The sequence below is a fragment of the Xanthomonas sp. LMG 12460 genome (assembly GCF_009192895.1).
Lineage (GTDB): Bacteria > Pseudomonadota > Gammaproteobacteria > Xanthomonadales > Xanthomonadaceae > Xanthomonas_A > Xanthomonas_A sontii.
The window spans coordinates 1-20,563 of record NZ_NKUH01000092.1 but is presented as its reverse complement, the minus strand read 5'-3'; the positions used below and the strand labels follow the sequence as shown (position 1 = coordinate 20,563).

At 69.8% G+C, this 20,563-nt stretch carries 19 protein-coding genes; 5 read left to right on the top strand and 14 right to left on the bottom strand.

Annotated elements, in window-relative coordinates:
• Window positions 1-303: 303 nt before the first annotated feature.
• The 5 genes from CEK66_RS17190 to CEK66_RS17170 all read right to left on the bottom strand — a co-directional run bounded on the left by CEK66_RS17190 (window position 304) and on the right by CEK66_RS17170 (window position 5,220).
• The gene (locus tag CEK66_RS17190) at window positions 304-1,818 is read right to left on the bottom strand and encodes a hybrid sensor histidine kinase/response regulator (RefSeq protein ID WP_152237714.1); all 1,515 of its coding nucleotides are present in this window, start codon (window positions 1,816-1,818) and stop codon (window positions 304-306) included.
• A 6-nt stretch (window positions 1,819-1,824) separates the two neighbouring features.
• Window positions 1,825-2,265: a response regulator gene (locus CEK66_RS17185; protein WP_010343137.1), complete on the bottom strand. Its 441-nt coding sequence runs from the start codon at window positions 2,263-2,265 to the stop codon at window positions 1,825-1,827.
• Window positions 2,262-4,073, bottom strand: a complete 1,812-nt coding sequence (locus tag CEK66_RS17180) for an ATP-binding protein (protein ID WP_017911733.1) — start codon at window positions 4,071-4,073, stop codon at window positions 2,262-2,264. The genes CEK66_RS17185 and CEK66_RS17180 overlap by 4 nt, the downstream gene beginning before the upstream one ends.
• A gap of 199 nt (window positions 4,074-4,272) precedes the next feature.
• Window positions 4,273-4,617 (bottom strand): hypothetical protein, encoded by a 345-nt coding sequence (locus tag CEK66_RS17175; protein WP_225851717.1) that lies wholly within the window; start codon window positions 4,615-4,617, stop codon window positions 4,273-4,275.
• A 186-nt stretch (window positions 4,618-4,803) separates the two neighbouring features.
• A complete protein-coding gene (locus CEK66_RS17170) occupies window positions 4,804-5,220 on the bottom strand; it encodes a BON domain-containing protein (RefSeq protein WP_017908374.1) in 417 nt (138 codons plus the stop codon).
• A 144-nt stretch (window positions 5,221-5,364) separates the two neighbouring features.
• Here CEK66_RS17170 and CEK66_RS17165 point away from each other — a divergent pair, with 144 nt between their 5' ends.
• Window positions 5,365-6,405 carry an oxidoreductase gene (locus tag CEK66_RS17165; RefSeq protein ID WP_152237713.1) on the top strand — a complete coding sequence of 347 codons (1,041 nt, stop codon included), beginning with the start codon at window positions 5,365-5,367 and terminating at the stop codon, window positions 6,403-6,405.
• Between the two features lie 10 nt (window positions 6,406-6,415).
• Here CEK66_RS17165 and gnd read toward each other — a convergent pair whose 3' ends face one another.
• Window positions 6,416-7,360 carry a phosphogluconate dehydrogenase (NAD(+)-dependent, decarboxylating) gene (gene gnd, locus CEK66_RS17160; protein ID WP_152237712.1) on the bottom strand — a complete coding sequence of 315 codons (945 nt, stop codon included), beginning with the start codon at window positions 7,358-7,360 and terminating at the stop codon, window positions 6,416-6,418.
• 69 nt (window positions 7,361-7,429) lie between these two features.
• The gene (locus tag CEK66_RS17155; protein ID WP_152237711.1) at window positions 7,430-8,740 is read right to left on the bottom strand and encodes a hypothetical protein; all 1,311 of its coding nucleotides are present in this window, start codon (window positions 8,738-8,740) and stop codon (window positions 7,430-7,432) included.
• 184 nt (window positions 8,741-8,924) lie between these two features.
• On the opposite strand from CEK66_RS17155, the gene CEK66_RS17150 reads away from it, so the two are divergent.
• On the top strand, window positions 8,925-9,815 hold the full coding sequence (locus CEK66_RS17150; protein ID WP_017916472.1) for a TIGR01777 family oxidoreductase: 891 nt from the start codon (window positions 8,925-8,927) through the stop codon (window positions 9,813-9,815).
• Window positions 9,816-9,953: 138 nt separating this feature from the next.
• Here the strand turns inward: CEK66_RS17150 and CEK66_RS17145 are convergent, their stop codons facing one another.
• From CEK66_RS17145 to CEK66_RS17120, 6 genes are all read right to left on the bottom strand, one after another.
• A complete protein-coding gene (locus tag CEK66_RS17145; RefSeq protein WP_026143726.1) occupies window positions 9,954-10,322 on the bottom strand; it encodes a glycine zipper 2TM domain-containing protein in 369 nt (122 codons plus the stop codon).
• Between the two features lie 131 nt (window positions 10,323-10,453).
• Window positions 10,454-11,188, bottom strand: a complete 735-nt coding sequence (locus CEK66_RS17140; RefSeq protein ID WP_152237710.1) for a DUF2242 domain-containing protein — start codon at window positions 11,186-11,188, stop codon at window positions 10,454-10,456.
• Window positions 11,189-11,313: 125 nt separating this feature from the next.
• The gene (locus CEK66_RS17135) at window positions 11,314-12,363 is read right to left on the bottom strand and encodes a DNA methyltransferase (protein WP_152237709.1); all 1,050 of its coding nucleotides are present in this window, start codon (window positions 12,361-12,363) and stop codon (window positions 11,314-11,316) included.
• On the bottom strand, window positions 12,356-13,462 hold the full coding sequence (locus tag CEK66_RS17130) for a hypothetical protein (protein WP_152237708.1): 1,107 nt from the start codon (window positions 13,460-13,462) through the stop codon (window positions 12,356-12,358). Before CEK66_RS17130 ends, CEK66_RS17135 begins: the two co-directional genes overlap by 8 nt.
• Window positions 13,463-13,471: 9 nt before the next feature.
• Window positions 13,472-14,896, bottom strand: a complete 1,425-nt coding sequence (locus CEK66_RS17125) for a nicotinate phosphoribosyltransferase (RefSeq protein WP_017915878.1) — start codon at window positions 14,894-14,896, stop codon at window positions 13,472-13,474.
• 61 nt (window positions 14,897-14,957) lie between these two features.
• Window positions 14,958-16,013, bottom strand: a complete 1,056-nt coding sequence (locus CEK66_RS17120) for a bifunctional nicotinamide-nucleotide adenylyltransferase/Nudix hydroxylase (protein ID WP_017909091.1) — start codon at window positions 16,011-16,013, stop codon at window positions 14,958-14,960.
• A gap of 284 nt (window positions 16,014-16,297) precedes the next feature.
• Here CEK66_RS17120 and CEK66_RS17115 point away from each other — a divergent pair, with 284 nt between their 5' ends.
• Window positions 16,298-17,296, top strand: coding sequence for an arabinogalactan endo-1,4-beta-galactosidase (locus CEK66_RS17115; RefSeq protein ID WP_152237707.1), 999 nt, complete (start codon window positions 16,298-16,300; stop codon window positions 17,294-17,296).
• An 86-nt stretch (window positions 17,297-17,382) separates the two neighbouring features.
• Window positions 17,383-18,264, top strand: a complete 882-nt coding sequence (locus CEK66_RS17110) for an endonuclease/exonuclease/phosphatase family protein (protein WP_152237706.1) — start codon at window positions 17,383-17,385, stop codon at window positions 18,262-18,264.
• A 455-nt stretch (window positions 18,265-18,719) separates the two neighbouring features.
• Here CEK66_RS17110 and CEK66_RS17105 read toward each other — a convergent pair whose 3' ends face one another.
• Window positions 18,720-19,619 (bottom strand): LysR substrate-binding domain-containing protein, encoded by a 900-nt coding sequence (locus tag CEK66_RS17105; protein WP_152237705.1) that lies wholly within the window; start codon window positions 19,617-19,619, stop codon window positions 18,720-18,722.
• Between the two features lie 86 nt (window positions 19,620-19,705).
• Between CEK66_RS17105 and CEK66_RS17100 the strand changes: the two genes are divergently transcribed.
• The gene (locus CEK66_RS17100; RefSeq protein WP_193312698.1) at window positions 19,706-20,449 is read left to right on the top strand and encodes a sulfite exporter TauE/SafE family protein; all 744 of its coding nucleotides are present in this window, start codon (window positions 19,706-19,708) and stop codon (window positions 20,447-20,449) included.
• The last annotated feature ends 114 nt before the right edge of the window (window positions 20,450-20,563 follow it).

Sequence of the window (20,563 nt, the reverse complement as noted above, 5' to 3'; positions counted from 1 at the left end):
TGAGAAGCCGGGATTGGGGAATCGGGAATGGGGAATCGGAACAGCCGGAGCGCGGAGCTTGCGCTGAGACATGATGGCCGCTGAGGCGTCAATCCGTTGCCCTTGCGTTCCAAGCTGCACTTATCGGATCCGGTGAGCTTTGCCTCTCTCTGTGACTCCAGATAAACGAGTCACGTCATCGCGCAGCTGGCACTGGAGATACGGTCGCCATGCAGCAATGAGCATCGGCTTTGGCTTTGGCTTTGGCTTTGGTTTTTGCCTTTCCCATTCCCGATTCCCCCATCCCCGTTCCCAGCCAGCGCCTCAGCCGCTTTCGAGGGCATGCGCCACCGCGCGGAACACGCGCTGCATTTCCAGCGGCTTGCGCAGGACGTGCACGGCGATGTCGGCGGGGAAGTGGTCGCGCTCCAGGGTGGTGCCGGTGTCCTCGAGGACGATCGCCGGGCCCTGGTAGCCCAGGTCCTGCAGCGCCAGCAGCAGGCGTACCGCCGACAGCAGGATGATGTCGCTGTCGACGATCACCAGGTCCGGCAGGCCGTGTTCCTCGACGTCGCGCAGCGCGGCGGCGCCATCGGACGCCAACTGCGGACGGTAGCCCTGGCTGGACAGCGCATTGCCGAGCAGCGACAGCCGCGTGGCCTCGCCGTCGACGAGGAGCACGCGCTGGCCCTTGCCCATCGGCAGCGACGGCTCCGGCTCGAACGACGGCACCGGCGCGCGCAGCGGGATCAGCAATTCGAAGCAGGTGCCCTGGCCCGGCGTGCTGTCCACGCCGATCCGGCCGCCGTAGCTCTCGACGATGCGCTTGCACGAGATCAGGCCCAGGCCGGTACCGTCCGGCTTGGTGGTGAAGAAGGGACTGAACAGCCGCGCCTGGGTCTCCGCATCCATGCCCATGCCGCTGTCGCGGACCAGGATGCGCACCTGCTCGCTGCCGTCGGCACCGATCGCCGGCGCCGCCGAGAAGCTCAGCTGGCCGCCGTCGGGCATCGCCTGGATCGCGTTGAGGCCGAGGTTGAGCAGGCACTGCTGCAACTCGGTGTAGTTGGCCTCGATCGACAGCGCCGCATCGGCCACGTCCACCTGCAGCGTCACCCGCTCCGGCAGGCTGCTCTTGAGCAGCATCTGCACCGCCTGGAACAGCTCGGCGATGCGCACCGGCTCGCTGGGCGTGCGCGAGCCGCGCACGAACGACAGCATCGACTCGGCCATCTCGTGGCCGCGCCGGCCGCACTCGGCGATGACGTCGGCCAGGTGCCGCAGTTGCGGATCGTCGCTGCGCCCGACGATCAGTTCCGGCACGATCAGCAGCGGCTGCAGGATGTTGCGCAGGTCGTGGCTGAGGCCGGCGGCGAGCAGGGCCAGGCTCTCCAGCCGCTGTGCGCGCATCAGTTCGCGCTCCACCCGCTGCCGCTCGCGCTCGGTGCGGGCCTCGCGGATCGCCCGCGCCACCGCCGACGGCAGGCGGGTCGGGTTGTGCTTGATGATGTAGTCGTTGGCGCCGTCGCGCAGCGCCTCCACCGCGGTCTCCTCGCCGATGGTGCCGGAGACGAAGATGAAGGGCACGGCGTTGCCGTCCTCGCGCACCACCCGCAGCGCCTCGTGCCCGGAGAACCCGGGCATGCTCAGGTCCGACAGCACGATGTCCGGCGCGAACTCGCCCAGCGCCTCGCGCAGGGTCGGCTCGCTTTCCACGCGGCGGAAGGTCGCCTCCAGGCCGGCGTCCAGCAACTGGTCGGACAGCAGCTCGGCATCCTCCGGCGAATCCTCGACCATGAGGATCCGGATCGGGCCAAGCCTGGGGCCGGTGGTGGGCATGCGCGCTTACTCTTTGTCCGGCGCCTGGTTGATCAGCGCCCAGAAGGTGCCCAGGGTCTTCACCGCGGTGAAGAACTGGTCCACGTCCACCGGCTTGACCACATACGCGTTCACGCCCAGATCCCAACTGCGGGCCAGGTCGCTTTCCTCGCGCGAGGACGACAGGATCACCACCGGCAGGCGCTTGAGCGACTCCTCGCTGCGCACCAGCTTGAGCACTTCCAGGCCGTCCATGCGCGGCATCTTGATGTCCAGCAGCAGCACCGCCGGCAGGCCTTCTTCGCGGTCGGCATAGGCGCCGCGGCGCAGCAGGTAGTCCATCGCCTCCACGCCGTCCTCGACGTGCACGATGGGATTGGCCAGACGCGCGTCGCGCAACGCATCCACCGCCATTTCGGCATCGGCGGGGCTGTCTTCGGCAAGCAGGATGGTGCGGATGGCGGTCATGCGATGAACTCGGTAGTGGGCGCTTCGGGCGCCGGGGGCAAGACGAAATGGAAGGTGGCGCCCTGGTCGGGGGCGGACTCGGCCCAGATATGGCCGCCATGGCGGGTCAGCACGCGGCGCACGCTGGCCAGGCCGATACCGGTGCCGGAATACTCGCTGGCCTTGTGCAGGCGCTGGAACACGCCGAACAGCTTGGCCGCATAGGTCATGTCGAAGCCTGCGCCATTGTCGCGCACGCTGAAGTGATGGCTGCCGTCCGGCTGCACCTGGTAGCCGACCTCGATCTGCGCGACCTCGCGCTTGGCGCTGTACTTGACCGCATTGCCGAGCAGGTTCAGCCACAGCTGACGCATCATGTTTTCGTCGGCGACCAGGATCGGCAACGGCGCGATGCTCCACTCGATGCGATGCCCGCTGTCGCCATGGTCGGACTGGTAGTTGGCGTCGAGCACCGAGCGCGTCTCCGCCACCAACGACTGCATGTCCACCGCCTGCAGGCGCAGCGCACTGCGGCCCAGGCGCGAGTACACCAGCAGGTCGTCGATCAGCGAGGCCATGCGCCGCGCCGAGGTGCCGATCACCTCCAGGTAGTGGCGGCTCTTCTCGTCGGCGCCATCGCCCAGATGGCGAACCAGCTTGTCGGCGAAGCCGGCGACATGGCGCAGCGGCGCGCGCAGGTCGTGCGAGACCGAGTAGCTGAACGCCTCCAGTTCGCGATTGACTTCGGACACCTGCTCGATCTTGCCCTCCAGCTGCCGGTTCAGCTCCTGGATGCGCTGTTGCGCGGTTTTCTGCAGGGTGATGTCGCTGACCGTCATCAAGACCACTTCGTCCTCGCTGTCCGGCAGCGGCATGCGCCGCGCATTCAGCAGCATGGTCCTTGGTACGCCGTCCGCGCCAAGTTGTTCGTGCTCGAAATCCCACAATTCGCGTCCGCGCAGCAGCACGTCGGCCAAGCGCTGCACGATCACCGGATCCTGCCAGACGCCGTCGCCGACGTCGGCGAGCAGCTTCGGCGGATCCGCCAGGTCCATGCCGTACAGTTCGGCGAAGGCGGTGTTGTGCATCAGCATGCGCTGCCCGTTGTCGAGCAGCACGATCGGCTCGCGCACGGTCTGCAGCACCGCCGCGGCGCGGCCGTTGGCGCGCAGCATGTGGCGCTCGGCATCCAGGCGCCGGCCGATCTGCCGTTGCAACAGCCAGATCACCAGGCCCAGCAACAACAGCTGCACCACCAGCGAGGTCCAGCTCATCATCGAGGCGAGCATGCGGCGCTGCTCGGCGTCGGCGGTCCGCTCGCTCAGCAGTTCGTCCTCGCGCCGCTGCAGCTCGGCGATCAGGCCGCGCACTGGATTGTCGGAGGTCATGTCCTGGATCAGCGCGCGGATCCGCTCCGGATCGCGGGTCTGCGCGATCCGCTCGGCGATCAGGCCGCGTCGCTCCAGCGTGCTCTGCAGGCGGCCGACGCGGATCTGTTGGTCCGGGTTGTCGCGGGTCAGCTCGGCCAGGTGCGCCAGCGTCGGCTGCATCGAGTTGCGCGCCTGCTGCAGGCGCGCGGTCAGGATCGGCGACTGCACGCCGTGCGACATCGCCATCGCCGCCGATTCCATGTCGCGCATGTCCGCTTCCATCGCGTTCAAGGTGGCGGTCACTTCCTGGCTGTGGCCGACCCAGTCCGCCGCACGCAGGGTGCTGGCATTCATCTGCCGCAGCAGCAGCGAGGGCAGGATGACGATCAGGACGACGGCCAGCGCCAGCAACGGCAGCCGCCAGCGGTCCCAAGCATCGTGTTTGGCGATGGTCTGCATAGCTGGTGCGTCAAAAGAAGGAACGGCTGCGGCCATCGCGGGCGCGCATTGTCGCCCATCTTCCCCGGCAGCAGATGAATTGTTCAGCGGAAGCGCGACACCCCGATCGCGGTACCTGCAAGGACTCTATCCCAGGCCGCGCGCACGACGACACGGGCGGCCTGCGGCCACCCGCGGGAGTGCCACGCGCGCGCCGCGCTCAGGGCCGGCGCGCCGGGGGCGGAATGGAACCGGCGGTGGCGCCGATCAGGGTCCAGGCCGGCATGCCGGCGCGGACCAGCAGGAAATCGGCGTGGCTGCGCAGGCGCCGGCGCTCGGATTGGCTCAGGCCCTGATCCAGTTCCTGCATCAGCGCGGAGAACGCCGGCCAGAACCCGGTGTCGTCGTGAAACGTGGTCAACAGCATGCTCAACTGCGCTTCCAGCCGGCGTACCGCCGGCAGCAGCAGTGACGGCTGCGCGCCATGGCCGGACAACGCGGCGCCCAGCGCCTCGGCAGCCGCGGCCGCGTGCCCCGCAGCCGGGTGGGGTTGGGTCTCCAACATCGCGCGTGATCCGTTGACGAACATGAAGGAATGATGTCTGAGCGGGTGTCAATGCGACGCGAAATGCGATTTCCGTCGCGAATTTGCCCCCCCAAAAAAAACGCACCCCGCAGGGTGCGTCGCAGACCGGCTGTCGCGGGTGGGGCGCCTCGTCGCATCCCCACCCGCGGCGGCGGATCGCAATGCTTACTTCTTGGCGGCGGCGCTGACCTTCAGGTCGGCCGCATCCACCTTCTTGACCCCGTCGATCTTCTTGGCGACCGCCACGGCCTTGTCCTTCTCGGCCTTGGTCGCGACCGCGCCGGACAGCTTGACCGTGCCGTTGACGGTGTCGACCTTGATCTCGGTGCCCGACACATTCTTGGTGGCCAGCAGATCGGCCTTCACCTTGGTGGTGATCCAGGTGTCGGTGACCGGCTCCTTGGAGTCGTGGCGAGTCGTGTCATGGGCCATGGTGTCGTGCTGCATCGTGTCCTGCTGGCCCATGGTGCCGTGGTCCTTGGCGCTGGTGGCCTGGCCGGCTGCGAACGCCTGGCCCGCGCCGAACGCGAAACCGGCCACCAGGGTGGCGCCAAGCAGGGTGCGTGCATTGATCGTTTTCATCGTGTCTTCCTCCGCTGAATGTGCGCGCAGTCTCCGCCAGGCCGTCGTACAGGCGGCGTGACCGAAGAATCGCCGCAGCGTGAATGCGCAATCCGCCCACGCAGCCCAGGCGATACTGGCGTCCCGCCGCTGCTGCCTGCGCCCATGTCCGACTTCAATCTCGCCCTGCTCGGCTTCGGCTACGTCGGCCGCACCTTCCATGCGCCGCTGATCGCACACACGCCCGGCCTGCACCTGCACACCGTGGTCTCGCGCCAGGCCGAGGTGGTGCATGCGGCCTGGCCACAGGCGCGCGTGGTCGCCGATGCGGCGCAGGCCTTCGCCGATCCGCGGATCGATGCGGTGGTGATCGCCACGCCCAACCAGACCCACGCGCCGTTGGCGCTGGCCGCGCTGGCGCAGGGCAAGCACGTGCTGGTGGACAAGCCATTCACCCTGGACGTGGCCGAAGCGCAACAGGTGCTGGCGCAGGCGCAGCGCGCCGACCGCATCGTCAGCGTGTTCCAGAACCGGCGCTGGGACGGCGACTTCCTCGGCGTGCGCGCCTTGCTGGAGGCCGGCACGCTGGGCGAGATCGCCGAGTTCCATTCGCACTTCGACCGCCACCGTCCGCAGGTCGGCGACCGCTGGCGCGAGCACGCACTCCCCGGCTCGGGGCTGTGGTTCGACCTGGGGCCGCATCTGCTCGATCAGGCCCTGCAACTGTTCGGGCCGCCGCAATCGCTGCAGGCCGACCTGGCGTTGCAGCGCCCCGGCGCGCAGACCGTGGATTACGTGCATGCGGTGCTGCGCTATCCGCGGCTGCGGGTGGTGCTGCATGCCGGCTCGCTGGTCGCCGCCAACGGCCTGCGCTTCGCGCTCCACGGCAGCGGCGGCAGCTACGTCAAGCACGGCCTGGATACGCAGGAAGCGCAGTTGCGCGCGGGCGTCGCGCCGGGCGCGCCCGGCTGGGGCGAGGATCCCCTGCCCGGCCAATTGCGCCTGGTCGGCGCCGACGGCACGCACGCCGTCCAGACCCTGCCCGCGCCGCGTGGCGATTACCGCGACTGCTATGCGGCCTTTCGCGAGGCGATCGCAGGTCGCGCGCCTGCGCCGGTGGATGCGGCGCAGGCGCTGGCGGTGATGCGGCTGCTGGAGGCAGGCGTGCGCAGCGCCGCCTCCGGCTGCAGCGTCACGCTGGACTGAGCGCCGGGCCTCAGGCCGAGCGCGTACCGCCCGGCGCGGGCGCGTCGCCGCCCTCGTGCTTGATCGCATGGCCGCCGAACTGGTTGCGCATCGCCGCCAGCAACTTGTCGGCGAACGAATCGTCGTCGCGCGAGCGCAGCCGCTCCAGCAGCGAGAGGGTGATCACCGGCGCCGGCACGTCCAGGTCGATCGCCTCGGCCACGGTCCAGCGGCCCTCGCCGGAGTCCTGGACGAACGGCGCGATGCCGGCCAGGGTCGGATTCTCGCCCAGCGCATCGGCGCACAGGTCCAGCAGCCACGAACGCACCACGCTGCCCTGGCGCCAGACCTCGGCCACCTGGTGCAGGTCCAGCGCGAACTCCTGCTTGCGCCCCATCAGCGCGAAGCCTTCGGCATAGGCCTGCATCATTCCGTACTCGATGCCGTTGTGGACCATCTTGGTGAAGTGGCCGGCACCGCTGGGGCCGACGTGTCCCCAACCGGCATCGGCAGCCGGCGCCAGGGTCGCGAACACGTCGTGCAGGCGCTGCACCGCGGCGGTGTCGCCGCCGATCATCAGGCTGTAGCCCTCGCGCAGTCCCCACACGCCGCCGCTGGTGCCGCAGTCGACATAGGCGATGCCGTGGGCAGCGAGTTCGCCGGCGCGGCGCATCGAATCCTTGTAGTAGGAATTGCCGCCGTCGATCACCACGTCGCCCTTGCCGAGCAACGGCAGCAACGCGGCCAGGGTGTCGTCGACGACCTTGCCGGCCGGCACCATCAGCCACACCGCGCGCGGTGCCGGCAGCGCCGCGATCAGCGCGGCCATGCTGTCGACCGCTTCGACCCCGCGCTGCTGCGCCGCGCTGCGCGCGGCCTCGCCCAGGTCGAAACCGACCACGCGATGCCCGCCGCGCACCAACCGCTCGGCCATGTTGGCGCCCATCCGGCCCAAGCCTACAAGTCCCAGTTCCATGCGTCGTTCCCGGTTCGAAAAAAGGAGGGTTAGGGTCTCACGAAGCGGCGATGCCGACGTGACGCGCAGCTAAGGCACCGATGCGGCGGCAGGTGCCGGCGGCGGCGTTTGCGCACAGTCGTGCAGTTGCAGGTCGCGCCAGCGCTGGTACAGCGTGGTGTGCAGGTTATGCAGGGTCAGCTCGATCGCGAACGGCGTGCGCGGATTGCGATCCAGCAGCCGCACCACGTGATACCCGATCGGCTTGACGCCCTTGGGATGCACGTAGACCTGAAAGCCCCGGTAGAACGGATCGTCGAGCAAGGCGTCGAGTTGCGCGAGCACCGCCTGCTGCGCCGGATCCAGGCGTGCGCGCAGTGCCGGGTCGCGCTCATACAGCAGGCGCTCGAAGCGTTCGCGGCCCGGGCCGCGCAGCGCCCGCGCCAGCTCCCAGATGCGGCGGTTCTGGGCGTCGTAGTAGGCGAAGCCACCGTGCGCGCGCAAGGCCGTAGCGGCCTCGGCGCTGACCGCGGCGACCACGAAGTTCTCGGCCTGGTTGTTGATGTCGTCCAGGTAGCGGCGCTCGAACACGTGCACGATGTAGCCGGGCGCACCGAGGAAGGCCGCACGGCCGCGCTGCGCAGTCCTGGCTGCCTTGCCGTCGGCGAAGAAATCGCCAGCGTGCGCGCCGAGCAGGATGCTGTCGGTGTCGTGCAGGGTCAGGAAGGTGCCGATCGACAGCTCGTCGGCGCTGAACGCACGATCGAACGCCGCGTCGCCATACAGTTCGCGCTGCGTGGCCAGTTGCGCGATCTGCCGGCCGACGCCGCATTCCGAGCGCACGTGCCCGCTGTAGAACGCCTCGATCGCCTGCGCATTGCCGCCGGCCGGGCGATAGCCGCGACCGAAGCTGCGGAAGCGCTCCCAGCCTTGCGCGCGCGCGCCGCGCAGGCCGAAGCCGATCCAGCCCAGTTGCAGCGCCGAGAAACGGTAGCCGGGATTGTCCTGCAGGCGTGCGACCGCGCGCGTGGTGGCCGCCCCCAGTTGCAGGAAGTAGCCGCACTGCGTGGCCGGCGTGTCCAGCAAGGCACGCAAGGCCTGCTGCCGTTGCGCGTCGTTCCAGGCCGCGGGCAAGGCCGCCTGCAGATCGCCGTGCGCCTGCGCCTCGGCCAGCGAACCGCGTTCGCAGGGTGCGCCGGCGGCGATCTGCGGCTGCGCCGCGCTGGTCGTGCCGATGCGCCAACCGAGCCGCTCCAGCAGTGCGGCCAGGCAAGCCGCGCTGGCCTGGTCGGCCGGCGCCGGTGCGGCCGTGGCCGCGGCACTGGCCAGCAGCGCGGCCAGCAGCAGACCGACGCCGCGGCGAAGCCGCGGCGGGCAAGCGAACCTCGATGGTCGGATCATGGAGCGGACATCACGAACAGGAGCTTCCGTTGGCCACGTGGCGGCGGCGCCCGCGCAGCGTGGCGCCTCACCCGTGCAGGCGTCGCGAAACCCACCGCCGCGGCACCGACACCCCCGGCGTTCACTCTTCCGCCATGCCCGGCGCACCTACACTGCGGCTCCCTTGGCGCAAGCGATCCCCTGCATGCACGTGCTCGTTACCGGAGGCACCGGATTCATCGGCCGCGCGCTGTGCCCGGCCCTGCTCGACGCCGGGCACCGGGTCAGCGTGCTGACCCGCGACCCAGCACGCGCGGCGCGCCTGTTGCCGGCGGTGCAGGTGCTGGACGATCTGCAGCGCGCCGCACCGGCCGATGCGGTGATCAATCTTGCCGGCGAACCGCTGACCGAAGGCCGCTGGAGCGCCACCCGCAAGCGTCGCTTCCGCACCTCGCGCATCGGTACCACCCGCGCCCTGATCGACTGGATGAGCGGACTCGACGCTGCGCAGCGCCCGGGCTGCCTGATCTCCGGCTCGGCGATCGGCTACTACGGCGACCGCGGCGACGAGGTCCTGGACGAAACCAGCACGCCGGGCGACGACTTTGCCGCCCAGCTCTGCCGCGACTGGGAGGCGGAAGCGCTGCGCGCGCAGGACCTGGGCGTGCGCACCAGCCTGGTCCGCACCGGCGTGGTGCTGGGCCGCGACGGCGGCGCGCTGGCGCGGATGCTGCTGCCCTTCCGCTTCGGCATGGGCGGGCGCATGGGCGATGGCCGCCAGTGGATGAGCTGGATCCACCGCGACGATCAGGTCGGGTTGCTGCTGTGGCTGCTGCAGCAAGGCGGCGAAGGCGCCTACGACGCCACCGCGCCGGCGCCGGCGACCAATGCCACGTTCGCGCAGCAACTCGCCGCGACCCTGCATCGTCCGGCGCTGCTGCCGATGCCGGCGGCGGCATTACGCCTCGGCTTCGGCGAGATGGCCGAGCTGTTGCTGGGCAGCCAGCGCGTGCTGCCGACACGTGCGCAACGCGAGGGTTATGTGTTCCGGTATCCGCAGTTGGACGCGGCGCTGCGCGATCTGCTCGCCGATTGAGCCGCCGCGGCGCCGAATCGCGCAACGTCGCAACCGGCACCCCAAAAAAACGCCCCGGCGGAGGCCTCCGCCGGGGCGTGCTGCATCAGGCTGCCAGGTCGGCGTCAGGCACCGACCAACACGATGCGGTCGCGCGACTCAATACCGCTTGCAGACGGTCTCGACCACGCGATTGCCATTGGCCTGCTGACGCTGGCCCTGGATGTAACGGCCCGTGGCGCCACCGGCGACCGCGCCGCCGACCGTGGCCAGCTTGCGGCCATCGCCCTTGCCGATCTGGTTGCCCAGCAAGCCGCCGATCGCCGCACCCGCCAGGGTGCCGCCGATGCGGTCCGGATCGGTGCTGTTCTTGCGCACCGCGACCTTCTTGCAGTGCACGCGGGTGCCGTCGCTGAAGCGGCGGCCGGCGTCCTCGGGACCGTAGTGACGCTGCGCCTCGGCCAGCGGCGCGGCGGCCGTGGCGATGGCGAGGACGGAAAGACACAAGGCGGATTTGAGAGTGTTCATGCTGATTGCTCCTGGGTGGCGGAGCCGATGCACAAGCACCGCGCTCTCGACGGGCGCCACCTTCTCACCGGATTCGCGAATGGTTCGTGAAGCGAAATCGGCCGCATTCAGCTTGTGTAGCAACGCCTGAATCAGTCGGCGCCGCCGGGCTCGCCGCTCGGAGGCGCGGTCGCGACGGGCGGCTGCGCCGCAGTGGCGGCCGCGGGTGCCGGCGGCGACGTGGGCGCTGCGGCGGGCGGCGGAGTCGGCACCATCGACGCTGCAGGTACAGGTGCGGGCGCTGCCGGCGCCGGCGCCGTCACCGCCGCAGACGGATGCGCAGACGGCTCCGGTGCCGGCTTGCTCTTGGGCAGGTATTCGCTCATCAGCTGGAAGAAGCGCTTGTAGAAGTCGCCATCCTGCACCGTGCTGCTGGCCACCCGCACCATCGAATCGTCGCTGCTGCCGATCGGCAGCGACACCGAGCCGAGCACGCCGACGCCGACGCTGGCCGAGGTCGGGCTCTTCTTCAGCGCATAGCGGTCCTGCAAGGCACTGACGAACACCCAGGATTCGTCCTGCCCGTGCGCGACGCAGGACACGCGCAGTTCCAGCTGCTCATGCAACTCGTCGCTGGGCTGGAAGTTCTTGGTGCCTTCCACCGCATCGGCGGTGGCCTTGGAGACCACGTAGCCCTGGCTCAGCAGCGCGCGCCGCGCCGATTCGCAGGCCTGCGCCGGCTGCACCGGGTAGTTGCGCGAATAGGTGTTGTCGGAATTGAAGGTCTCTTTCACCAGGCCGTCCTGCTTGCGCGCGAAACAGCCGCTCAGGCCGATCGCGATCAGCGCGAGCGCGGGAATGGCGAGAACCTTGGAGGGAGCGGACATAGGCCGTTGACCGGAGAGAGGGAACCGCGGCAAAGGATAGCCGCAAGCGCGTGGGCGCGGCCTTGACGCCACCGCGGCCGCTCATCCCGCGGTTAGCGAGATGGGCGGTCTGCGCCGCCGCCGCGTCAGGCGGCGGCGGGTTCCAGCGCCAGGTCCACGCGCAGCAGGCCGCCGTGGCGATCGCGACGTTCGGCGCGCAGGTAATGATGGGCGTCGAGCAGTGCCAGGGTCGGCGGCACCGCCAGCGGCTCGCCCCACAGGCTCAGCAGGAAGCCACGCGCGCGCAGCCAGTCGAGCAGCCGCAGCAACCCGTCCAGGTCGCGCGGCAGCAACAGATCGACATCGCCGGGCAGGCGCGGCGCCGCCGCCGGATCCGCCAGCCAGCGCGGATAGCTGCCGTACAGCGCAATGACGAAACCGTCGGCGCGCAGGGCCGCCAGCAGTTGCGCGGTGCCCGCCAGGTCGATGCGCTGGCGCCGGTGCTGGAAGATCAGCGCGTACTCGTGGCTGCGGTCGCTGCGGGTGTCGCCGGGCGCCAGCGGCTGCGCGGTCTCGCGTGGGTAGCACAACACACGCTCGGGACAGGGCGCGAACAGGCTGCCGAGGATCCGCGCCAGGTCCCAGGCCTGCGGCACCGTGGTCGCGCCGAGTTGGACGTTCTCCACCATCGCGATGCAGAAGCCGTCCTCGCGCAGGTGGCGGCGGACTCCATGGAACACCGCGCGCAGGCCGTGCAGGTAGGCGGCGTAGTCGGCACTGGCGTAGAGCTGGTCGGGCCCCGCCGCAGCCGGCCAGGCACAGCCGAAGTACGGGACGTTGGTCAGGCACAGGTCCACCGGCGCGGATGGCGCGTAGTGCGGCAAGCCGCCGTCCAGCACCTCGGCGTGCAGCCCGAGCCGCTGCAGCCGCTCGCGCGCCAGCGCCGCGCGCGCCGCGTCGATCTCCAGGCCGATGCCGTGGCGCCCTTCCAGTTCCGCCGCGAGCAAGGTGCTGCCGAAGCCGCAGAACGGATCCAGCACGCGCTCGCCCGGCGCGCTGAAGTGGCGCACGAACGGACGCATCTGCCCGACCCAGCCGCAGTCGCGCGCGCTCAGCGGATCGCGCTGGCGCAGGTCCTCCGGCAGGCGATGCTCGGGCGGATCCGGCAACGGCGTCCACCAGCTGCGGCTATCCATGCGACGCCCGCCACAGCAGATCGCGGTCCGGCTGCCAGCCGGCGCACAGCCGGCCGTCGGCGAAGAACACCAGCTTGTAGATGTCGCCGCTGTCGTGGCGCGCGTGCATCGCCCCGTAGTCGGAGGTCTCGAACACCACCTCCATGCCGTCGGCGGTGGCCAGGCGCAGGTTCCAGAAGTAGTAGCCCTCGGTGATCTGCAGCGGCTGCAATTCGCGCCACCACGGCGCGGCCATGCAGGCGCCGAGCACCTGCTCCACTGCGACCCGCGCCTGAGTGAGATAGCGTGCGGTGCCGCCATCGCGGTAGCCGTCGCCGAGCCGGGAGAATTCGCGGAAGATCACCGTACGTGCCCCGCAGGCGCGCGCCCAGTCCAGGTAGGCCGCGACGCCGTCGGCATCGGCGATGCCACCGTGCTGCAGGATGCACACCAGGCGCAACGGCAGCGCTTCGGCGATGCGTTGCGCAGTGGCGACGAACACCTCCGCATCGGCGATCGCCTCGCCGGGGCGGAAACGCATGATCGCATCGTTGCGCGCCTGCTGCGGATGGTGCCGCGACAGCTCGATCCACGACAGGCCGAAGCGCTGCAGTGCATGCAGCAGCGCATCGCCGTGGCCGCGGGCGAAACCTGCGCCGTTGCTGTACAGCACCCGCTGTTCGACCAGCAGTCCCTCGCGCTCGGCCGCATCCAGGGTCTGCAGCAGTTCCACGAACCAGTCTTCGTCGTCGGTCATCTCCAGCCCCGACAGCGAATGCGACAGCGGCAGCCCGCGCAGCTGCGCCAGCGCCTGGCGCAGTTGCGCGAAGTAGTCCGGCGGCGGCCGCAGGCTCGCCGCGGCGGTGCCGCCGGCCAGCGGCCGCAGGGTTTCCGAGCAGAAGCGGCAGCGCGCCGAACACGGCCGCACCGATGCGTAGGGAGTGAAGGTCACCGGCTGCGCGACGCGGTAGTCGCGTGCGCCGATGCGCTGCTGGCGCCAGCGCGAGGCATCCGCCGCGGCCGGCACCCGCCATTCCAGATGCGGAGTGCTGGCGCGCAGCGCGGCGAACAGCGGCGAGCCGCCGCTCAACGGCGGCGCGCTCGGCAGGGAGGCGTGCATGGGAGCCTCCTACAGGCGCGCGGCGTTCGCGCGCTCGCGTACCTCGGCGAAGGTCCAGTCGTGCAGCAGGCGGCCGTTCTCCCACACGGTGACCATCGCATCGTCGTAACCGGCCGGGCCGGCGACCGCTTCGGCCGACACCGCGTCTGGCGCCACCGGCTCGGTGCGGTAGCTGCCGTACTCGCGGTGCCGCAGCAGACGCATGCGCCCGCGCTTACTGAGCTTGCCCTTGTCGGTGACCGGATCCTTGTACACGTCGATCCAGCGGCCGTCGACGCGGGCGGCCGAGCACTTCAACGCGAACTTCTGGGTGTCCCGGTCGAGCCGTTGCAGCAACGCGCCGCCCATGCCGAAGGCCAGATTGTCGGTGGCGTAGCCGGCGCTGGTGATGCGCTCCAGGATCGCGCGGATGCTGGTCGGGTTGACCCCGTCGCCCTGGATCACCCGCACGTGGTTGAGCACCTTGTAGCCCTTGCCGTTGACGCTGTGGCCGAAGGCCTCGTCGAGCAGTTCCAGGCACTGGTGCACCACCGCCACCGGATCGCCGGAGTCCGGGCGGATCACCACGGTGGCGCCGGAGGCGATCACCTCCTCGCGCAGCGTGGTGCCCCAGTGCTCGCGGATCGCGTGGAAGATGTCGTAACTGTCCGACACCACCGCGACCACGCCGCCGGGCTTGCCGAACTGCTTGAGCATGTTGCGGTAGGCCTCGACCTCGCGCTCGCGGCCCCAGCTGGTGATGGTGCTGTGCTCGGCGGCGGGGATCGAATAGCCGGCCATCGGCTCGTGGTAGTGCGCGCGCGCCAGCAACAGCCCGGACACGGTGTCGGTGCCGAGAAAGTTGACCAAGTGCGACGCGCCACCGATCGCCGCCGATTCCAGGCTGGACACGCCGCGCGCGCCGAAGTCGTGCAGCTTGAACGGCAACTGCCCGTCCGGATCGTCGCTGGTGCGCTCCAGGAACTGGCGGATGGTCTGCTTGGCGTGCCAGCTCACTGTGGCCACGGTCACCGGATACCAGATGCGCAGCAGCAGCGTCTCCAGGTACGACGGTACCCAGTAGGCCTGCGCGTCAGTGGACTCGATGGTCATCAGCGCGTTGTGGGTCGGCACCACGCTGCCCTCGGGCACGGCGCGGATGCGGATCGGCAACTGGCCGCCGAGGCGGTCGACGATGTCGCGCCAGCCCGCTTCGTTGAACGGCTCGCCGTGCGCGGCGAACAGGTCGCGCGCCTCGTCGATGTCGGCATGGGTGACGGGGCGGCCCAGCGCCTCCTTGAGGATCGACTGCAGACCGAAGAACACGGTGCGGTCGTAGACGCCGCCGCGCGATTCCACGTAGAAGAACGTGGCATCGGTGCCGGGCGGGTACTGCAGCCAGTGGCTGGCCTTGTAGCTGTCGGTGTTGAGCAGCAGGTTGTTCAGGCATTGCATGACGGAAGCTCCTTCGCGTCTGGGAAAGCCGGCGGTCTGTCCGCCGGCCGGGAAGGCCGCGTCAGCCGCGGCCGAGGAAGAATTCGAGCAGGTGCAGATGGTCTTCGAACAGTTTCGGACCCATGCCCAGCACTTCGCTGACCGGCACCCAGCGCGCCTTGTCGGCGTCGTCGCCGCCGCGCACCTCGGGCAGTTCGCCGAACACGAACTCGAAGTGGAAGGCGTGGGTGATGGTGCGCCCGCGCAGGCTGCGCTCGGGGTGGTCGAACACGTGGCGGTTCTTCAGCGAGCCCTTGAGCACCGGCACCGGAATCTTCAGCCGGGTCTCCTCGCGCAGTTCGCGCAGGCAGGCGTCGAGGATGCTCTCGTGCTGGCCGACGAAGCCGCCGGGCAGCGCCCACAGGCCCTTGCCCGGCGCCGCGCGGCGGCGCACCAGCAGCACGTGCCCGGAATGCACCACTACCGCATCGGCGGTGACGAAGGTCGGCGGATACGGCGCCTCCTTCCAGGCGGCGCGGTACTGCTCGATGAACTGGTACTCGGCGAGCAGTTCGGCATACGAGGGCGAGTTCTTGCGAAACGCCTCGAGCATGTCGAACACCGGCGTCGGCACGTTGCCGCGCAGCATCAGCAGCGCGCCGTGGAAATCTATGCTGCCGGCCTCGAACAGGTAACGGCGCAGCTCGGTCGCCGACAGCGTCTCGGTGTGCTGCACATCGACCAGCGGCCACTGCGGAAATTCGCGCAGGTAATAGCTGCTGGCGTCCTTGTCCATGCCGATCAGGCCGATCCGCGCCTCGGCGCTGCCGCCGTCGCTGCGCACCGCCTCGGCCACCGTGGACTGCACCGCGGCGATCCACTGGCTTTCGTTGTACAGATGGTCGCGCAACGGCCGCAGGATCAGCCGCTCGCCGGCGCCTTCCAGCGCGGCCTGGATCATCACGCTGCGCTCGGCAACGGTCCAGGGATTGCGGATGGTGCGGGGAGTCTCGGCCGAGCCGATCAGGAAGATGAGTTTCTGACCACGTGCGAGGGCGTGGCGGGCAACGGCGGCGTGGCCGTTGTGGAAGGGCTCGAAGCGCCCGATGAACACGAGATAGTCGAACTCCATGAGCATCCCTCACGGTTGGGTGGATCGCCGCGGGTCTGTCCCTTGGCGTGAGCGGAATGCTACGCCGATGCCGCATCGCGTCAAGTGACGCACCGCGCAGATTCATCGGCCATCCAGACAGCGCTTGCGGACGTCGCGACAGCACCGCTGCAGTGCAGCGCGCGTCGCCGTGACGATCGCGCTAGCCTCGTGCGCGCCGCGGCCGCGGGGGGACGGCCCGGCACGTCGCTGCGCCCACTCCTCGGGGCTGCATGCCCCCCCTTCCCTCCTTCCATCACCGCGAGAATCGCATGAACCGATCGAGCAAGCGCGTGCCCGCCTGGCTGCTGATGTTGTTGCTCGCCTGTCTGTGTGCGCCGGCCATGGCGCAGACCTTCGCCAAGGGCGCCGATGTCAGTTGGATCGACCAGCAGGAGAGCAGCGGTCGCGTATTCCGCAACGCCTCCGGCGCCACCACCGATTTCTTCTCGCTGCTCAAGGGCACCGGGGTCAACGCGATCCGGCTGCGCGTGTGGGTCAATCCGCAGGGCGGCTGGAACGACGGCGCCGACACGCTGAACATGGCCAAGCGGGCCAAGGCGCAGGGCATGCGCATCATGATCGACTTCCACTACAGCGACAGCTGGGCCGATCCCGGCAAGCAGACCAAGCCGGCGGCCTGGAACAACCACGACTTCGCCACCCTGGCGAAGGACGTGTATTCGCACACCAGCGGCATCCTGTCCTATCTCAAGTCCAACGGCATCGACGTGAGCTGGGTGCAGGTGGGCAACGAGATCAACAGCGGCATGCTGTGGCCGGACGGCAAGACGCCCAACTTCGGCAACCTCGCGCAACTGATCAACAGCGGCTACAACGCCAGCAAGTCGGTGTACCCCAATGCGAAGGTGATCGTGCACCTGGCCAACGGCCACGACAACGCGACCTTCCGCTGGTTCTTCGACAGCCTCAAGTCGGCCGGCGGCATGTGGGACGTGGTCGGCATGTCGCACTACCCGTCCCCCAATGCCTGGCAGAGCGCCAACACGCAGATCGCCAGCAACATGCAGGACATGGTGGCGCGCTACGGGTCGGACGTGATCGTCAGCGAGGTCGGCATGGACTGGCAGCAGGCCGCGACCACCCGCGCGATGCTCGCCGATCTGCTGAGCAAGACCCGCGCACTCGGCAGCCGCGGCCTGGGCGTGTTCTATTGGGAACCCGACGCGTATCCGGGCTGGCAGGGCTACACGATGGGTGCGGTCGACAACAACGGGAAACTGACCCAGGCGCTGTCGGCGTTCAACTGATCGCCGCTCGGCAGGCGCGCCACGCGGTGGTCACCGACACCACCGCCGTGCCACCATCGCGTGCTCCGCTCCTGTCGAGATTTGCCATGTCGCTGTCGCTGTCGTCCGCGCGCAAGCTCGCGCTCCCTCTGCTGCTGGTACTGGGCGCGTGCATCGCGCCGGCGCAGGCGCGCACGCCCGCAACGCCCGCCGCGCCGGCCCCGCTCAAGGTGATGAGCTTCAACGTCCGCGTGCCGGTCGATACCGACGGCGACAAGCGCTGGGACGTGCGCCGCAGCGCGATGGCCGCGCTGATCCGCGCGCAGCACCCGGATGTGTTCGGCACCCAGGAACTGGTCCAGCGCCAGGCCGACTACCTGGCCGCGCAGTTGCCGGAGTACCGCTGGTTCGGCCCCAGCCGCGACGGCAAGGACGACGGCGAACGCATGGGCGTGTTCTACGACAGCCACGCGCTGAAGCTGGTGGACTCGGGACACTTCTGGCTGTCGGACACGCCGGAGGTGATGGGCAGCATCAGCTGGGGCCATCCGCTGCCGCGCATGGTCAACTGGGGCCTGTTCGAGCGCATCGGCGATGGCCGCCGCTTCTACCTGTTCGACACCCATCTGCCCTATCGCGACGAGGACGAAGCGGCGCGCGCCAAGGGCGCGGCGCTGATCGTGTCGCGGCTGAAGGCGCTGCCGGCGGACATGCCGGTGGTGCTGACCGGCGACTTCAACACGGTGCCGGGCTCGCCGACCTACCGCACCCTCACCGCCAGCCTGGCCGATGCGCGCACGCAGGTGGCGCAACCGCAAGGCCCGGAAGCGACCTTCCACGATTTCACCGGCCACCCGGACCGGCGCATCGACTGGATCCTCTCGCGCGGGTTGAAGGCCACCGACTACGCCACGCTCGACGCGCGGCCGCAGGGCCACTGGCCGTCCGACCATTTTCCGGTGATCGCCACGTTCGCCTGGCCGCAGTGAGGCGCGTGGGCCTGCGGCATGGACCGCAGGCCCGCGAACGGGAGCGGTCCCTATCTGTTCGGTATCAGCCGCGACGCGCATGACGCGAAAGGCCTTGGCGTGGCTGGCTGGCCAAGGCCACATCGAGTGCTGCTAGACAGGCAACACTTCCGGCAGAGCCAAAGCAGAAGCGCGTGATCCGCGCAGTTCTTCCGTCGCAATCTCGCGCCGGAAAGCATCCGGCTCCGGTAGCAGTCGGGACTGAAGTCCCTCCCACAGGAAGCAACTGCGCTGACAGAGGGCCGTGCGTCCGCAGGAGCAACTTCAGCCGCGACACGCGTCACCGGGGGGAACAGCCGTCGCAAGCGATCCCGAACAGCGTAACAAGGCCCGCGCCTGCCAGTTAACGCTGCCTCGCTGCACCATTGCGCAAGCGCATCGTCAGAGGCGTCAGTCGTGCGCCAGCCGACGGATCCTCAGGCTGCCGGCGCCGCATGCGCGCACAGCCAATCCAGGACCTGCTGCACTGGCGGCGACGGCGCCGGTGTCGGTCGCCAGACGATCGACAACTGGCGCAGCGCCCACGGCTCCTGCAGCGGTACCGCGACCAGTTGCGCACGCACGCTGACCCGCTCCAGCGCCGCCTGCGGCAGGATCGCCACGCCGGCGCCGCGCGCCAGCATGCGGCACAGCGGTTCGATGCCGTGCACCTGCGCGCGGATGCGCAGCTGGCCACCGGCACGCGTGGCATGGATCCGCAGATGCTGCTGCAGTGCGCTGTCCTCGGCCAGGCCGAGCAACTGCGCCTGCCATACCTCCGAGAACCGCAACTGCGGCGCCTGCGCCAGCGGATGCGTGGCCGCGGCCACCAGCACCAGCCGATCCTGCCGAAACGGGCGCGCTTGCAGGTCCTGCAGATCGGCGTGATCGGCGATCACCGCCAGGTCGGCGCGTTGCTCGCGCAGCGCATCGGCCGCGGCGACGCTGCCCTGTTCGCGCAGCGCCAGATCGATGCGCGGGTGCGCCACCAGGAACTCGGCCAGCAGTTCCGGCAACCATTCCGACAGCGCCGCGGTATTGGCCAGCAGGCGCACGCTGGTCGGGTGGCCGCCGGCGTACTCGCCCAGTTCGCTGCGCATCGCCTCGGCCTGCCGCAGCAACTGCCGCGCGTGCCGCAACAGCGCGGTGCCGGCCGCGGTGAGGCCGACGCCGCGCGGGCCGCGCGCGAACAGCGCGACGCCAAGCTGCGTCTCCAACGCGCGGATGCGTGCACTGGCCGCGGCCAGCGACAGTGCCGCGCGATCGGCTCCGGCGGTGATGCTGCCGGCCTCGGCCACCGCCAGGAACAACCGCAGATCGGTGAAATCCAGGTGCATCGATGCTCCCGCCTTCGTCGTTGCCGAAGTCTGCCTGAAGCATTCGCGCATTGTCCGGCCGCCGCGGCGCGCCGATGCTGGATGCCATGGACACCCTCACACCGCATCTGCTGCCGATCGCCCTGGTCTTCCTGCTCGCCGGCGGCGTCAAGGGCGTGGCCGGCATGGGCCTGCCGACGGTGGCGATGGGCCTGCTGGGACTCTGGCTGACGCCGACCGAGGCCGCGGCGCTGCTGGCGCTACCGTCGCTACTGACCAACCTGCAACAAGCCTGGGGCGCAGGCACCGGCGCGCTGCTGCGGCGACTGTGGCCGCTGCTGGCGTGCATCGTCGCCGGCACCTGGGGCAGCGCCGGCGTCCTCGCCGACGCGGACCCGCGGCTGACGCGCGCCGGTCTGGGCGCGTTGTTGGCGCTGTATGCCCTGCTTGGGCTGAGTCAGTGGCAGGCACGCCTGTCGCCCTCGCAGGCGCGCTGGGCTGGGCCACCCGTGGGCCTGGCGACCGGATTGCTGACCGGCGCCACCGGTGTGTTCGTGTTGCCGGTGCTGCCCTATCTGGTGGCGCTGGATCTGCCGCGGGAGGCGCTGATGCGCGCGCTCGGCAGTTGCTTCGCCGCGGCCACGCTTGCGCTGGCCGCAGCCCTCGTCGCGCACGGGGCATTCCCCACCCAGGCGCTGGGTCCGTCGTTGCTGGCGCTGCTGCCCACTGCCGTGGGCATGTGGCTGGGCACGCGGCTGCGCCAACGCATCTCCGCCAGCGCGTTCCGCCGCGTGTTCTTCCTGACCTTGCTGGCACTGGGCCTGCACCAGGTGTGGCAGGCGCTGGGCTAGGGCGTGTCATCAATCCCCGAGCATGCCGCGCCGCGATTGCGCGCGCCTGTGGCAAGGAAGAGCGAGGAAGTGGACGTCCGTCCACGCCCGAGCGATGACGCGGCCATGGGCGCG